The 14,807-nt window shown below is 59.6% G+C and carries 19 protein-coding genes; 8 read left to right on the top strand and 11 right to left on the bottom strand.

Annotation, left to right across the window (positions count from 1 at the left end):
- Positions 1–2: 2 nt before the first annotated feature.
- Entirely contained in the window at positions 3–416 is a 414-nt protein-coding gene (locus C7534_RS05140) for a hypothetical protein (protein WP_046031620.1), read from the bottom strand.
- A gap of 134 nt (positions 417–550) precedes the next feature.
- Here C7534_RS05140 and C7534_RS05135 point away from each other — a divergent pair, with 134 nt between their 5' ends.
- Positions 551–985: a hypothetical protein gene (locus tag C7534_RS05135; RefSeq protein ID WP_046031619.1), complete on the top strand. Its 435-nt coding sequence runs from the start codon at positions 551–553 to the stop codon at positions 983–985.
- Positions 985–1,389, top strand: coding sequence for an META domain-containing protein (locus C7534_RS05130; protein WP_046031618.1), 405 nt, complete (start codon positions 985–987; stop codon positions 1,387–1,389). The genes C7534_RS05135 and C7534_RS05130 overlap by 1 nt, the downstream gene beginning before the upstream one ends.
- A gap of 229 nt (positions 1,390–1,618) precedes the next feature.
- Here C7534_RS05130 and C7534_RS05125 read toward each other — a convergent pair whose 3' ends face one another.
- Positions 1,619–2,086, bottom strand: a complete 468-nt coding sequence (locus C7534_RS05125; RefSeq protein ID WP_077431469.1) for a TlpA disulfide reductase family protein — start codon at positions 2,084–2,086, stop codon at positions 1,619–1,621.
- A gap of 114 nt (positions 2,087–2,200) precedes the next feature.
- On the opposite strand from C7534_RS05125, the gene arsC reads away from it, so the two are divergent.
- The 3 genes from arsC to C7534_RS05110 are packed head-to-tail and all read left to right on the top strand — an operon-like array spanning position 2,201 to position 3,574.
- Positions 2,201–2,554, top strand: a complete 354-nt coding sequence (gene arsC / locus C7534_RS05120; protein WP_046031616.1) for an arsenate reductase (glutaredoxin) — start codon at positions 2,201–2,203, stop codon at positions 2,552–2,554.
- The gene (gene wrbA, locus C7534_RS05115) at positions 2,551–3,147 is read left to right on the top strand and encodes an NAD(P)H:quinone oxidoreductase (RefSeq protein WP_046031615.1); all 597 of its coding nucleotides are present in this window, start codon (positions 2,551–2,553) and stop codon (positions 3,145–3,147) included. The genes arsC and wrbA overlap by 4 nt, the downstream gene beginning before the upstream one ends.
- Before the next feature lies 1 nt (position 3,148).
- The gene (locus tag C7534_RS05110; protein WP_109785175.1) at positions 3,149–3,574 is read left to right on the top strand and encodes a DUF2069 domain-containing protein; all 426 of its coding nucleotides are present in this window, start codon (positions 3,149–3,151) and stop codon (positions 3,572–3,574) included.
- A 132-nt stretch (positions 3,575–3,706) separates the two neighbouring features.
- Here C7534_RS05110 and C7534_RS05105 read toward each other — a convergent pair whose 3' ends face one another.
- Both C7534_RS05105 and ttcA read right to left on the bottom strand, forming a co-directional pair.
- Entirely contained in the window at positions 3,707–4,381 is a 675-nt protein-coding gene (locus C7534_RS05105) for a DNA-3-methyladenine glycosylase I (RefSeq protein ID WP_109785174.1), read from the bottom strand.
- A 67-nt stretch (positions 4,382–4,448) separates the two neighbouring features.
- Positions 4,449–5,273, bottom strand: coding sequence for a tRNA 2-thiocytidine(32) synthetase TtcA (gene ttcA, locus C7534_RS05100; RefSeq protein ID WP_109785173.1), 825 nt, complete (start codon positions 5,271–5,273; stop codon positions 4,449–4,451).
- A gap of 287 nt (positions 5,274–5,560) precedes the next feature.
- Between ttcA and C7534_RS05095 the strand changes: the two genes are divergently transcribed.
- Together C7534_RS05095 and C7534_RS05090 are read left to right on the top strand one after the other, a co-directional pair.
- Positions 5,561–6,163, top strand: a complete 603-nt coding sequence (locus C7534_RS05095) for a Yip1 family protein (RefSeq protein ID WP_046031572.1) — start codon at positions 5,561–5,563, stop codon at positions 6,161–6,163.
- A gap of 158 nt (positions 6,164–6,321) precedes the next feature.
- Positions 6,322–6,816, top strand: a complete 495-nt coding sequence (locus C7534_RS05090) for a SprT family zinc-dependent metalloprotease (protein ID WP_046031571.1) — start codon at positions 6,322–6,324, stop codon at positions 6,814–6,816.
- A gap of 109 nt (positions 6,817–6,925) precedes the next feature.
- On the opposite strand, the gene C7534_RS05085 is transcribed toward C7534_RS05090, so the two are convergent.
- From C7534_RS05085 to C7534_RS05075, 3 genes are all read right to left on the bottom strand, one after another.
- Entirely contained in the window at positions 6,926–8,107 is a 1,182-nt protein-coding gene (locus tag C7534_RS05085) for a CaiB/BaiF CoA transferase family protein (RefSeq protein WP_109785172.1), read from the bottom strand.
- Between the two features lie 144 nt (positions 8,108–8,251).
- Positions 8,252–9,586 carry a dicarboxylate/amino acid:cation symporter gene (locus C7534_RS05080; RefSeq protein ID WP_109785171.1) on the bottom strand — a complete coding sequence of 445 codons (1,335 nt, stop codon included), beginning with the start codon at positions 9,584–9,586 and terminating at the stop codon, positions 8,252–8,254.
- An 11-nt stretch (positions 9,587–9,597) separates the two neighbouring features.
- Positions 9,598–9,795 carry a hypothetical protein gene (locus C7534_RS05075; protein ID WP_046031568.1) on the bottom strand — a complete coding sequence of 66 codons (198 nt, stop codon included), beginning with the start codon at positions 9,793–9,795 and terminating at the stop codon, positions 9,598–9,600.
- A 130-nt stretch (positions 9,796–9,925) separates the two neighbouring features.
- Between C7534_RS05075 and C7534_RS05070 the strand changes: the two genes are divergently transcribed.
- Entirely contained in the window at positions 9,926–10,924 is a 999-nt protein-coding gene (locus C7534_RS05070; RefSeq protein WP_109785170.1) for an AraC family transcriptional regulator, read from the top strand.
- A gap of 128 nt (positions 10,925–11,052) precedes the next feature.
- Here the strand turns inward: C7534_RS05070 and C7534_RS05065 are convergent, their stop codons facing one another.
- The 4 genes from C7534_RS05065 to C7534_RS05045 form a co-directional block, all read right to left on the bottom strand.
- Positions 11,053–11,415 (bottom strand): DUF6124 family protein, encoded by a 363-nt coding sequence (locus C7534_RS05065; protein WP_109785169.1) that lies wholly within the window; start codon positions 11,413–11,415, stop codon positions 11,053–11,055.
- 484 nt (positions 11,416–11,899) lie between these two features.
- Complete coding sequence (locus C7534_RS05060) at positions 11,900–13,246, bottom strand: ATP-binding protein (protein ID WP_046031565.1); 1,347 nt, start codon at positions 13,244–13,246, stop codon at positions 11,900–11,902.
- Positions 13,243–13,920 (bottom strand): response regulator transcription factor, encoded by a 678-nt coding sequence (locus tag C7534_RS05055; protein ID WP_109785168.1) that lies wholly within the window; start codon positions 13,918–13,920, stop codon positions 13,243–13,245. Before C7534_RS05055 ends, C7534_RS05060 begins: the two co-directional genes overlap by 4 nt.
- 195 nt (positions 13,921–14,115) lie before the next feature.
- Positions 14,116–14,718: a hypothetical protein gene (locus tag C7534_RS05045; RefSeq protein WP_109785167.1), complete on the bottom strand. Its 603-nt coding sequence runs from the start codon at positions 14,716–14,718 to the stop codon at positions 14,116–14,118.
- Positions 14,719–14,807 lie beyond the last annotated feature (89 nt).

Below are 14,807 nucleotides of genomic sequence, written 5' to 3'. Positions count from 1 at the left end.
GGTCAGGCCTTCGACAACAGGATCATCAACGCCAACCAGCCAAAACCCAGCAGGCGCTGCCCGAGGGAATGCCCGCGGCGCAGCAGGAACCAGACAAAAAACGGCGGCAGAAAGAAAATCATCAGTTTCAGCCACAGCTCTACCGGACGTGTCCCATCGAGTGCCGGTGTCGGTGCGGATGCCGGCGACTGAACGTCGGCTTCGACCGCGGTTTTGCGCTTACGCCCGAACGCGGCCGGGGTCACCCGGGCCACTTTCTCGTCCGTCGGTAAACGCCCGAACGAAAGAGGCGCCTGCACAGGCGTTGCCGTCGAAGTGGCCGCTTGCACCGTTGCCGCGGGTGCACCGCAATGAATGCAAGCAGGCGCCGTGGAGCTGATGCTCTGCTTGCACTCATAACATTCGATTAACGCCATGTCCGTTCCTTAGAGATGCAAAAGCGGCAGTGTGCCATGAGTCGGCAGGTCATTTGAACCTGATCGAAGGTCATCTACCCGCGCCATGCTGCGTGCAGGCCCGTGATAGCATACCGCGCATATTTGGAGGACCCATGGTCGAACACGATTTCCGCTACACCCTGATGAGCCCGCAACACACCCTTACCGAATGCCGCGCCCTGGTGCCGGGGCGTTATCAAGTCACCGGCAACGGCGGCTCGATCCGGATTGGCGATGTGCTGGTAGTCACCCTTAAAGGCAGCAAGGACTTGTCCATGCGCCTGACCGTCGAAACCGTTCGTCACTTGATCAACCCGCCGGGCCAATGGGTCGCGGTGAGCAGTGGTCCGGTGTTCGGCGAGTTGGGGATCCACACGTGGGAAGTCAATTGCGACAGTTGCGCCAAGGCACTGAGCTTCGAGTTCGCGGTCGACGCCAAGCTCGGCAACAAGGCTGAAAAGCCCGCTGCCACCGCGCGGATTGCCGAATTGGGCTGGGCCACCGTTAGCGACAAACACCTGTGCCCGAAATGCCAGGAGCCTGTGTGATGAAACGCCTCGCTCTGACCACTATGGTCGGTGCCAGCCTGCTGGGCTGCGCCGCCGAGCCGGTGCAACTGCAACAAAATCGTAGCTACATTCTGGAATGGATCGGCGATCGTCCGTTGATCGACTACAGCCACCTGACCATTACCCTGGGTGACGACGGTCGGGCCTATGGCAATGGCGGCTGCAACCATTGGTTCGCGCCGTATACCCTGGATGGCGACAATCTGACCTTCGGCAAAATCGGCAGCACCCGCAAACTCTGCGCACCCGCGCTCATGGAGCAGGAAAAGCGCTTCCTGGAGGCGCTGGAAGGTGTGCAACGCTGGGATATTTCACCGATCGACCAGATGCGCTTCTGGCCGGCGGAAGGAAAGCCGCTGCGTTTGTGGCTCGAAGAGGGTTGATCCCCCGCTGATGATCGCTCCCATGCTCTGCGTGGGAACTATCAAGGTGAGGGTTGAGGACGACGCCGCTCCCTGTAGCAGCTGGCGCAGCCTGCGTCCGGCTGCGTCCGGCTGCGAAGCTGCCGTGAAATCAGGCTATGCGGTCATACAGAACGACTGCATTTTCAGGGTTTACGACTGCTGCGCAGCCGGACGCAGGCTGCGCCAGCTGCTACAAATCGCGTTACGGCTAGTTCTTCGCCTGCAACGCCTCAAGCTTGGCCATCACCCCCGCCGCGGTCTGCTCGCCCATCAGTTGTTCACGCACCTTGCCTTTGTTATCGATGATGTACGTCACCGGCAAGGCTTCACTGCGCGGCAATTCAAAAAGATCGGCCGGGTCTGAAGCCAGTACCGTGAACTTGATCCCCAGTTTCTCGCTGGCGCTTTTCAGTTCCTCGCCCTGCACGTTGTCGAAATTGACCCCGAACACGCCGATCTTCTTGTCCTTCAATTGATCGGCCAACGCGTTCAACTGCGGAATCTCGGTGCGGCAAGGGCCACACCATTCAGCCCAGTAATTAAGCACCAGCCATTTGCCATCCAGGCGATTGGCAGCAACCTTGTGACCGTCCTGGTCAATACCATAGTCATTGCCGCAGCCCCCCAGCATCAACGCCCCGAAAATCGCCAATGCCGCTGCCAGTCGCCTTGTCATGTCGTGATCCTTGTTCAAAATTGAATGCGCCTGCGACCCATCGCCTCGCAAGGTTCTGGATTACGCGCTGCCCAGTTAGAATAGCCGCCACCTTACGCAAGAAGCGACCCGCACATGACCGATCTGACGCTTTATCACAACCCGCGCTGCTCGAAATCCCGCGGTGCGCTCGAATTGCTCGAAGCTCGTGGCCTGACGCCGACCGTGGTCCGTTACCTGGAAACCCCGCTGGACGCCGCACAAATCCAGAGTCTGCTGGGCAAGCTGGGCATCAGTGCCCGGCAATTGCTGCGCACGGGCGAAGACGAATACAAGACCCTGAACCTCGCTGACGCCAGCCTGAGCGAAGCACAAGTGATCGCGGCCATCGCGGCTCATCCGAAACTCATGGAGCGACCGATTCTCGAAGTCGGCGACAAAGCCATCATCGGCCGGCCGCCGGAGAACGTGCTGGAGTTGCTACCGTGAGTGCACCGTACATTCTGGTTCTGTATTACAGCCGCAGCGGTTCGACCAATGAAATGGCCCGCCAGATTGCCCGTGGCGTCGAGCAGTCCGGTATGGAAGCGCGCCTGCGCACCGTGCCGGCGATTTCCACTGAATGCGAAGCCGTGTCGCCAGACATCCCGGACGAAGGCGCGCTGTACGCCAGCCTCGACGACCTGAAGAACTGCGCGGGCCTGGCCATGGGCAGCCCGACCCGTTTCGGCAACATGGCGGCACCGCTCAAGTACTTTCTCGACGGCACCAGCAACCTGTGGCTGACCGGTGCGCTGGTGGGTAAACCGGCTGGCGTGTTCACCTCCACAGCCAGCCTGCACGGCGGCCAGGAAACCACTCTGCTGTCGATGATGTTGCCACTGCTGCACCACGGCATGCTGATCACCGGCCTGCCTTACAGCGAGTCGGCCTTGCTGGAAACCCGTGGTGGCGGCACGCCCTACGGCGCCAGCCATCACGCCGGGGCCGATGGCAAAAGCGGTTTGAACGAACACGAAGTCGCGCTGTGCCGGGCCTTGGGCCTGCGCTTGGCGAAGACTGCGCAAAAGCTGGGGAACTGACGTGGCCAAGAAGCCGAAGATTCTGCCCTCCATCGAATGGCTTGAACCGCGGGTTCGGGCAATGCGCGCCGTCAGCTTGCTGTGCTTTTTCGGTCTGGTCGGGCTGTTGTGCGCCTACTATCTGGTGTTTGCCGATCTGCATGGCGCACGGCCGTGGGTGATTCTGCTGATCGAATTGGTGCCGCTGCTGCTGTTGGCACCAGGGATGCTGATCGGTAGCCCGCGCGGGCATTCGTGGATGTGTTTTGTGGTGAACCTGTATTTCATCAAGGGCGCGCTGGCAGCGTATGACCCCAACCGGCAGCTGTTCGGATTACTGGAAATGGGCGCGAGCCTGGCGGTGTTCTGTTCGGCGTTGCTGTATGTGCGGTGGCGGTTTCAGTTGAATCGCAAGTTGGCTGGCGAGGGCGAAATTTCCGCCGCCTGACCGCGCCTAAGTTGATCGTTCCCACGCTCTGCGTGGGAATACCGCCCGGGACGCTCCGCGTCCCTGTGACGCGGAGCGTCACTTGATGCATTCCCACGCGGAGCATGGGAACGATCATGTCGCGATTCGGTTTTAATGATTGACGGTGTAAGCGAGCATCATCGAAATCTGGCTCATCGGCCGCCCGCCACTCTGTTCATGCCACTGGTTGAACACGCCCTGCACTGTCGCCAGGTCGCGCAAACTGGTCGGCACCTTGTCGACGATCTTTTGCGCATTCAATGCTGCGACCACGTCGTAACTCGGCACAAACGTGTCCTTGCCGACCATGCGCAAGAAGCGTGGCGCCGACAGCCCGCCCAATTGATGGCCGCGTTTTTTCAGGGTCGTCCACAACCCGACGATATCGGTCACGGGCCAATCGGCGAGCAACGCGCCGAAGCTGCCGTGTTCGTGCGCCACGTCCAGAATGAACTGCGCATTGCGCGGCACACTCTTGAGCTTGCCCAAATGGCGGATGATCCGCGCGTCCTGCATCAAGCGTTCGAGGTGTTCGGCGCTCATCAGCACGACTTTTTCCGGGTCGAACTTGAAGAACACTTCTTCGAAGGCCGGCCACTTGGCGTCCACCAGACTGTGCTTGAGCCCGGCGCGAAACACACGCAGCGCCATGGTCGAGAGGTAACGGTCGTCGCTGATCTTGCGTAACTGTGCCGGGGTTTTCGGAACGGGCAGATGGGCTTCCAGTTCAGCTGCCGAGCCGAAACGGTTCAGACAGTATTCGTGCAGCCACTTGTAGTCGCGCATGCCCTCTCCTAAAGAATGAAATGAAAACGGCGCCCGCAAGCGCCGTGTGTCAGAGCTATTGCAACTGTCAGAGGTTCACCACATTGACGAAGCGCGAAGCCGCCGTCTCATCGATCTTGAGGCTGGTGAAGTCGAACAGGTTGCGGTCCGCCAGTTGCGACGGGATTACGTTTTGCAGGCTGCGGAAAATGCTTTCGGTGCGGCCCGGGGTCTTGCGCTCCCAGTCTTGCAGCATGTCCTTGACCACTTGACGTTGCAGGTTTTCCTGAGAACCGCAGAGGTTGCACGGGATGATCGGGAATTGCTTGAAGTCCGAATAAGCCTGGATGTCTTTTTCGTTGCAGTAGGCCAGCGGGCGGATCACCACGTTGCGGCCATCGTCGGCGCGCAGTTTGGGCGGCATGGCCTTGAGCGAGCCGTTGAAGAACATGTTCAGGAAAAACGTCTCGACGATGTCGTCACGGTGATGACCGAGGGCCATTTTGGTCGCGCCGATTTCATCGGCAAACGTGTAGAGCGTACCGCGACGCAGGCGCGAGCACAGCGAGCAGGTGGTCTTGCCTTCCGGGATCAACTCCTTGACCACCGAATAGGTGTCCTTCTCGACGATGTGGTACTCGATGCCCAGCTCTTTGAGGTAGGCCGGCAGCACGTGCTCCGGGAAACCTGGCTGCTTCTGGTCCATGTTCACCGCCACGATCTCGAACTTGATCGGCGCGACCTTCTGCAAGTGCATCAGCACATCGAGCATGGTGTAGCTGTCCTTGCCACCAGACAGGCAGACCATGACCTTGTCGCCGTCTTCAATCATGTTGAAATCGGCAACAGCCTCGCCGGCCTGGCGGCGAAGGCGCTTTTGCAGTTTGTTCTGGTTGACCGTAAGAGTGCCCATGACGCGAAATCCGTGAGGTGTGACGAAAGGCCGGCATTTTACGCAAAAACACATCAGGGGCGAAGTGCCCACCGTCTCCTGTAGGGATCTGCGTGCACAGACCCGTCGGCGATTAACAGAGATCTTTACAGCGCGATTTGCTCTAAGCCCCTATCACCTGTGCGGTTAAGTCCTTTCTATACTGCGACATAAGGTCGCACTTAAATCCAGACCTTTACTTACGTGGCCACTTTGGCCGGTAGGCGCTCCACTGGGGGGCGACGGTAAAAACAAGAGGAGTGACTGGCATGATCCATCACGTAGTGGGGCTCTTCACCCACCCCGACCAGGAATGGAAAGAAATCCGTGGCGACCAAGAGGAAAGTATCAGCCACATGTACCTGACCCACACGCTGATTCTGGCGGCGATCCCCGCCGTGTCGGCGTTTATCGGCACCACGCAGGTCGGCTGGGTGATTGGCAGCCGTGCACCGGTGATGTTGACGCAAGAAAGCGCGCTATGGATGACGATCATGTCGTACGTGGCGATGCTCGGTGGTGTTGCAGTGATGGGCGCGTTCATCCACTGGATGGCTCGCACCTATGACGCCAACCCGAGCCTGGCCCGTTGCGTTGCGTTTGCAACCTACACCGCGACCCCGCTGTTCGTTGGCGGTCTGGCGGCGCTGTACCCACACATGTGGTTGGGGATGGTCGTCGGGACGGCTGCCATCTGCTACACGGTGTACCTGTTGTATGTGGGGCTACCCACTTTCATGAACATTCCAACAGACGAGGGCTTTCTTTTTTCAAGTTCGGTGCTTGCGGTAGGCCTGGTGGTGCTCGTAGCCATCATGGCGTTCACAGTCATTGTCTGGGGACTCGGCGTGGGGCCGGTCTATACGAATTAAAAACTCTGCACCCAAAATAACCAGATCTGCCAATACAGGCCGCCGCAAGGCGGCCTTCTAATGTCCAGGGCAGACGGGGTGGCGACCATTCGGCGCCTCGGCGATTCGCAAGCCAACAGGGTTGCGGCATACTCGACGTCTCTGGAGATCCATCAAGCATGCCCGAGCAACTCAATACCCGCGTCGAAGACTGTTACCAACTCGCCGAATCCTTTTTCAAACGAACTTTCAAACGCCCCGTGGTGAGCCTCAAGCTGCGCGGTCAAAAAGCCGGTGTCGCGCATTTGCACGAGAACCTGCTGCGCTTCAACCCGCAACTGTATCGGGAAAACACCGAAGACTTTCTCAAGCAAACCGTGGCCCATGAGGTCGCGCACCTGATCGCTCATCAACTGTTTGGCGACCGCATTGCGCCCCATGGTGAAGAGTGGCAATTGATCATGCGCGGCGTGTACGAACTGCCGCCCAATCGCTGCCACACCTACGATGTCAAACGCCGCAGCGTGACGCGCTACATCTACAAATGCCCGTGCGCGGACAGCGACTTTCCGTTCTCGGCCCAACGCCATGGCCTGGTGCGGCAGGGGCGGCGGTATTTGTGTCGGCGCTGCCGCAGCACCTTGGTGTTCAGTGGGGAGATGCGGGTCGAGTAGTTGGATGATCGTTCCCATGCTCTGCGTGGGAATGCCGCCATGGACGCTCTGCGTCCACTGTGACGCAGAGCGTCACGGGAAGCATTCCCACGCGGAGCATGGGAACGATCTATGCAATGACCTTGGCACGACGCAGATCTTCGATCCGCTGCGCACTGAACCCCAACGCCCCCAACACCTGATCGGTATGCTGCCCCAACATCGCGCCAATGTGCCGAGGCTCTGGCAACCCTTGCGAAAACTTCAACGGGCACGCCATCTGCGCCTGACTCGTCCCATCCCCGCGCGGCACCTCAGTCACCAACGCCCGAGCCTGCAACTGCGGATGCAGAACCGCTTCGCTCATGCTCAACACCGGTTCCACACAGGCATCCACCCCGGCAAACAGCTCGCACAGTTGAGCAAAGTCATGCTTCTCGAATTCAACCTTCAACTCGTTCTTCAACGCCTGTTGCTGCACCGGTTTCGCTGACAACCCCCGCGCCGCCAGTTCCGGCCGCCCCAGCGCCGTACACAGTTGCTGCATAAACACCGGTTCCAGACTGCCCACCGACAACCAGCGCCCGTCCCGCGAACGGTAATAGTCGTAGAAACTGCCGCCATTGAGCACCTGGTCTTCCCTCCCCGGCTCCACGCCGCAGGCCAGATACCCGGCGCCCGCCATCGCGTTCAGGCTGAACGCGCAGTCCGTCATGCTCACATCCAGATGCTGGCCTTGCCCGGTCTGCTGCCGGGCGATGACGGCCGCCAGCAGACCGATCACCCCATGCAACGAACCACCGGCGACATCGGCCACCTGGGCGCCCAACGGCAGCGGCCCACTGTCGGCGCGGCCGGTGTAACTGGCCAGCCCCGCCAGCGCCAGGTAGTTGATGTCGTGGCCGGCGCGGTCCTTGTAGGGGCCGGTCTGGCCATAACCGGTAATCGACACATAAATCAGTTTGGGATTGATCGCCTTCAAGGCCTCATACCCCAACCCCAGGCGCTCCATCACGCCGGGGCGGAACTGCTCCAGCACGATGTCGTGATCGGCCAGCAACTGCTTGATCACCTCCAGCGCCTCGGGCTGCTTGAGGTCCAGCGCCAGGCTGCGCTTGTTGCGATTGAGGTAGGCGTGACTGGCGGAAATACCCTGATCGTGAGGCGGCAGTACCCGCAGCAAATCCAGGCGGGTCGGCGATTCGATGCGCAGCACTTCGGCGCCCATGTCCGCCAGCAACAACGAGGCAAACGGCCCCGGCAACAGTGTCGAGAAATCCAGAACCTTGAGTGATGCCAATGGACCGGGCATGAGTGATCTCCGTGAACGATGCCTCCAGACTAGGCAGCCGATGGCATTGCAGCAATCACCCGAAGTGTCAGCAAAGGTGACCGTTGCGCTCAAATCCCAGGCAAGAAAAAACCCGCCGAAGCGGGTTTTTCAGTGCAACGAGGGTTACTTGACGTTGCTTGGGGTAGGGCCTTCGGCCACGCCCAGGTCATCTTCAGGACGGGTATCAGCGATACCGCGACCGCCAGACGCCAGTTCTGCGTTCATCACGTCGGTGTCCAGTTCTTTAACCCACTTGGCCACGACCAGGGTGGCCACAGCGTTACCCACCAGGTTGGTCAGGGCGCGGGCTTCAGACATGAAGCGGTCGATACCGAGGATCAGCGCCAGGCCGGCAACCGGCAGGTGGCCAACAGCGGACAAAGTCGCCGCCAACACGATGAAGCCACTGCCGGTTACGCCAGCAGCGCCTTTGGAGGACAGCAGCAACACCACCAGCAAGGTGATCTGGTGAGTGATGTCCATGTGGGTGTCGGTCGCTTGAGCGATGAACACGGCCGCCATGGTCAGGTAGATCGCCGTACCGTCGAGGTTGAACGAGTAACCGGTCGGGATCACCAGACCCACTACCGACTTCTTCGCGCCCAGACGTTCCATCTTGATCAGCATGCGCGGCAGTACCGATTCCGACGAGGAAGTACCCAGCACAATCAGCAGTTCTTCACGAATGTAGCGAATCACTTTCAGCACGCTGAAGCCGTGAGCGCGAGCGATACCGCCCAGCACAACCAGGATGAACAGCACGCAAGTGATGTAGAAGCACGCCATCAACTGACCCAGTTGCACCAGCGAACCCACACCGTAGGCACCGATGGTGAACGCCATGGCACCGAAGGCACCGATTGGCGCGAGCTTCATGATCATGTTGATGATGTTGAACATCACGTGGGCGAAGCGATCGATGAAGTCCAGGATCGGCTTGCCGTAGGCACCCAGGCGATGCAGGGCGAAACCAAAGATCACCGAGAACATCAGCACTTGCAGGATATCGCCCGTGGCGAACGCGCCGACGATGGTCGACGGGATCACATTCAACAGGAAGCCGACGACGCTTTGATCCGCACCCGCGGCGACGTATTGAGCGACTTTGGAAGCATCCAGCGTGGCCACGTCGATATGCATGCCGTTGCCCGGCTGGACGATGTTGACCACCAGCAGACCGACCAGCAAAGCGATGGTCGAAACGATTTCGAAGTAGAGCAGCGCGTAACCGCCGGTCTTGCCGACCGACTTCATGTTCTGCATGCCCGCAATACCGCTGACGACGGTGCAGAAGATGATCGGGGCGATGATCATTTTGATCAGTTTGATGAACCCGTCACCCAGTGGTTTAACCGCCACACCAGCTTGTGGGTAGAAGTGACCGAGCGCGATACCGATAACAATTGCAACGATCACCTGGAAATACAGGGATTTGTACAGTGGCTGACGAGTCGTCATTGCAAAGTTCCTCAAGAGTGCCCGGTGACAACATCCATCTGTTGTCCACGACACCTGAATTGCGAACCCTCCTGCTTCTGGAGGGATTTGTTTTCGAGCTGCGCGAAGGCAAGCTTCTGCTCGTTGTATCGCAAGGCCCGTGCCACCTTCACAAAATCACCGGCAAGCCTTTTGACATCAAGGGTTGCAGGTTTGTCGTGGTCATCCATCGGCTCGCACAATGTGGCGGGTTTCCGCCCATCGGCCAAACCTCGTCCTACAATTTGGCGGATATCCGCCTTGTCCGTTGCCAGCCACCACGGCTACCATCCGTCGCTCAATGGACGGACTTGCCTGCTTATGCGCGAACGCACCATCGCCAGTCATTTCGCCCGCGCCGCCCTCGGTGGCGCGCGCCGGCTGGGTGTCGACTGTTCAGACCTGTTACAGCAACTGGGCATCAGCCTCGAGTTGCTGGACGAGCCACGTGCGCGGATTGCGCCTGAACAATTCACCCGATTGATCCAGGGTTTGTGGCAGGCCCTGGACGACGAATACCTGGGATTCGGGCCCGTTCCGAGCAAAACCGGGAGCTTCGCGATGATGTGCCACGCGGTGATCCACTGCCGCAATCTGGAAAAAGCGCTGCATCGCGGCTTATTGTTTTATAGCTTATTCCCCGGCAGTCCGCGTCTGAGCCTGACCCATGAAGGCGACATGATCCGCCTGTGCCTCGATGATTCGAAGCTCCAGGACCCGGACCATTTTCTCACCGAAAGCCAACTGTTGGTCTGGCATCGGCTGGGCAGCTGGATGATCGGCCAACGCATTCGCCTGGAGCAGGCGACCTTCAGTTACCCGAGGCCCGAGCACGGCGCGGAATACGACTTGCTGTTCTCTTGCCCGCTCGAATTTTCTGCGACGCAGAGCAGCCTGCTGTTTCACAGTCGATACCTGAACATGCCGCTGTTGCAAGACGAGCGCACCCTCAAGCACTTCCTCGAACACTCCCCCGCCGACCTGCTCTCGCGCCCGGACGACGGCGACAGCCTGAGCAGCCAGTTGCGCCGCTTGCTCAGCCGCGACAGTGCACGCTGGCCAGACCTCGAAGCCGTGGCCGCGCATATGCACATCAGCCCGCAGACCTTGCGCCGGCACCTGCGCGAGGAAGGCACGAGTTTTCAGGAATTGAAGGACCAGTTGCGTCGGGACATTGCGATTTATCACTTGGGGCGTGCGGATCTGTCGTTGCAGCAGATCGCCGAGCAGTTGGGATTTTCAGAACCTTCGGCGTTTCATCGAGCGTTCAAGAAGTGGACAGGGTTGACGCCTGGCGCCTACCGCGCGCAAGAGCACTGAAGGTGCACTGATCGTTCCCACGCTCCGCGTGGGAATGCAGCCCAGGACGCTCCGCGTCCCTCTCTAACGTTGGAACGCAGAGCGTCCCTTGAGGCATTCCCACGCAGAGCGTGGGAACGATCAGTGCGTTAAGCGTTTTGCGGATCGACGTTATCCAGCATCCGGTTCACCGCCAGTTCACCCAACATGACCGAGTGTTGAATGCCCAGCAGGGTATGGCGCTGCGAACCGTCCTGTTGCCCGGCGAAATCACTCAACATCACACTCGCTGATGCCAACGTCTCACAGGCGTTGACCAGCAGGGTTTCGTCATCGGTGTCGGGGCCGACGAAATAGATAGTGCTGGGTTTGCGTGGGGTGTCTTTGGGAATGACCGGTTTGAGGTAGTAATCGAGGGCGCGGTCGGCGGCGGTGTTGAGCTTTTTGGAATCGGCGGTTTCGTAGGGGGAAACGTCGTCGGTTTCTGGCGGGTTGGGCGTGATTTTGAACATGTGAAGCTCCGTGGTTGGTTGAGCCGCCACGACCTATCGCTAAACAAGTAAAGGTGGCGGCTGTACGCAGGTTAGCGATCCGGGACACAGAAACCCCGGGTAGACCTCGAAGGTCTCCCACGCACAGCCGCCATTACGCGAACTGCAGCTTTGCGTCTGTGTAGGGGATCGGATCGCTAAACCCGATCGCTGATTCGTCAGCGACCCGCAAACGATAGAACCCACGCCCTAGACGCACAAGCCGGCGGATTCTGGCGTAGTCGTAGGCAGCGGCGCAAGGATGTGTAGCCTGAGAGAGTGTCTGTAGATTTCTTTTAAACAGCACTGTTTATTACAGAGCATCTTGATCGTTCCCACGCTCTGCGTGGGAACGCAGCCCGGGACGCTCTGCGTCCCTTTCGAGAGCAGGAACGCGGAGCGTCCCTTGAGGCATTCCCACGCAGAGCGTGGGAACGATCGGTGAAGGGGCCAGCAGGGCCACCCACTAAACCACCGGAAAATGAATCCGGAACGCCGCCCCGCCCATCGGCGAATCCCCCAGCGTCAGCTTGGCGCTGTAGCTCTCGATAATGTCCTTGACCACCGCCAGCCCGATCCCCTGCCCCGGGTGCTGACGATCCAGCCGCTCGCCGCGTTCGAGAATCCGTGCACGCTGATCCATCGGCACACCGGGGCCGTCGTCCTCGACGCACAACTCAACGCCGCTCAGGGTTTCACGCACGCTGATGCGCACTTCACCCAGGCACAGCCGATACGCGTTTTCCAACAGGTTGCCCATCATTTCCAGCAAGGCGCCTTGCTCGATCGGCACATCACATGGGTCCGGCAGATCGAAAGCGACCCGCACGCGCTTGTCGCGATAGACCTTGTCCAGTGTGTCGCACAGGCTTTTGAGCACCGGTTGCAGACGCACCTGGTGACGCACCAGACCACTTTTGCGCAGGCTGGCGCGTTGCAGTTGATAGCTGATTTGTTGGCTCATGCGTTCGATCTGGGTTTGCAGCACCCTGGCCTGTTCGCGGTTTTCCGGGCGCTGGGCCATGTCTTCGCTGACGCCTTGCAGCACGGTCAACGGAGTTTTCAGGCTGTGGGCCAGGTCGTCGAGGGAGTCGCGGTAGCGGCTGCGCTGTTCGCGCTCGCTGTGCAGCAAACGGTTGAGGGAGCCGGTCAGGCGCAACAGTTCACGCGGGTGCTGTTCGCTGAGGCTTTCACGGGCGCCGCTTTCGATTTCGTCGAGTTCCTGACTGAGCCGGCGCAACGCCTGCAAGCCCCAGGTCAGGCCGATCCACAGCAACGCGAGCAGCACCAACAACGCCGCGCCGAAACCGAGGTAAAGGTTTTCGCGCAGACCTTCGACGGTGGTTTCGTATTCGCTCACCGGTTGCAGAGCGACGATGCTGAACGCGGCGCTTTTGCCGCTGAGCAGTTTGACTTCGACGTCATAGACGAAGAACTCTTGGCCACTGGCCTCGCGAATACGCGCGAACTCATTACCACGTCCGTCGTAACGCGGTTTGTAGTTGATCATCTCCTGCCCGGTGCCCTTCGAACGCCAGACCAGGTGAGCATCGCGGTCAAAGATGTAGCCGAGCAAACGGCTGTCCGTCAGGTTGAAGCGCTCATCCGGCAATTGCTCCGGCATTTGCAGGGTGTTGTTTTCCACCCGTGCGGCGGAAATCAGCGTGTTGACGTCCGACGCCAGACGTTGCTCGATGGAATCTTGCAACGCCAGACTGAACGCGCCCTGCATCGCCGGCAACAATGCCAGCATGAACAACACCGCCAACAGGGTGGCGGCGAGCATCAACCGGACGCGAAGGGAACGGATCAAGTGCAGCGCTCATTGAAGAGGTAGCCGAGGCCACGCACGGTGTCGATCGGTTTGAAGCCGGCCGGGCCTTCGAGTTTGCGGCGCAGACGGCCGACCAACACTTCGATCACGTTCGGATCGCGCTCGTCGTCGTCCGGGTAGAGCTGTTCCATCAAGCGGTCCTTGGCCACCACTTGTTGGTGATGACGCATAAGGTATTCGAGGATCCGGTACTCATACGCGGTCAGCGCCAGCGGCTGATCATCAAGAGAGGCTTGTTTGCGATTGAGGTCCAGCAGCAGTGGCCCGGCAACGATGGTCGACTGGGTGAAACCGCTGGAACGGCGCAGCAAGGCATTCAACCGGGCGTCGAGTTCTTCGAACTGGAACGGCTTGACCACATAATCATCGGCCCCGGCGGCGAGGCCTTCGACCTTGTCCTGCCAGTTGCCGCGCGCGGTCAGGATCAGGATCGGAAAGGTCTTGCCCCGTGCGCGCAGTTGGCGGATCAAATCGAGCCCGCTCATGCCTGGCAGGCCGAGGTCAATCACCGCCAGGTCATGGTTGAACTGCTCGGTCTGGTACAGCGCCTCTTCGCCATTGGCCACGGACTCGACCACATGGCCACTTTCCGTCAGGCGGGTTTGCAGGTGATGGCGCAACAGCGCTTCATCTTCGACGACCAACAGTTTCATAACGCTCTCCCAGGCAAATCGTTATCTCCAACAGCACAGTTTTCAGTCAGGCCGCAGAACCTGTGGGAGCGGGCTTGCCCGCGATAGCGATCTGGCTGACACATCAATAGTGAATGTGCCGCCGCTATCGCGGGCAAGCCCGCTCCCACAGGGGGTTCGCTTATCTGAAGGCATTGGCACATGCCCACAACCTGTTCAGAAAGCGTAGTTTGCCGACAGGTAAGTCTGGGCGCTGCTGGTCAGGTCCAGCGAACCCTGTTTGCTGCCGCCGCGCTCGCTCATCTCGGTGCTGGCGTTGCTGCGCAGGTAACGGTAACCCAGTTCAACCGAGGTGTTTTGCGAAACCTGTTGCAACACACCGACCTGGCCGCCAATCGCATAACCGATGTCACTGTCACGGCTATAGCCTGAGGAATCCTGAGTCATCTTGGTCAAACCGGCCGTAGCCCCGCCAAACAATTTGGTGCTGCCGCCCACCGGGTAGAACAGATCGTAGCTGCCCAGCAGGTTTTCCTGGCGCAGTTTAATGCCATTGTGCGAGCCCGACACGTTGTCGTAAGTGGCGTAGTAGCGGCCCTCGCTGTTTTGCTTGCCCAGGCGCACACCATAAGTGGTGTCCTTGCCGATCATGCCGTCGGCGTTCGGATGGTTGAGGTTGTCGTTCAGGGCGTGGGATTTTTTGACTTTGTCGCTGGTCTGTCCAAGAGTAAGGCTGGCGAAATTATCGTCGGTCGCCAAAGCCGCGGTACTGGCGCCCATCACGGCGAAGGCCAGAAGCAGTTTTTTGAAAGTAGTCATTGGGGAGTTTCCTCATGCGCTATTTGCTTTTTGGGTATGGGGCAAGGTTACTCACCCCGCCCTGAACTCCCCCTGAACGCACACTGAAC

Origin of the sequence: Pseudomonas sp. OV226, assembly GCF_003148705.1 — a bacterium.
GTDB lineage: Bacteria > Pseudomonadota > Gammaproteobacteria > Pseudomonadales > Pseudomonadaceae > Aquipseudomonas.
The sequence above is the reverse complement of the archived record's forward strand: the minus strand, read 5'-3'. Positions and strand labels throughout refer to the sequence as shown.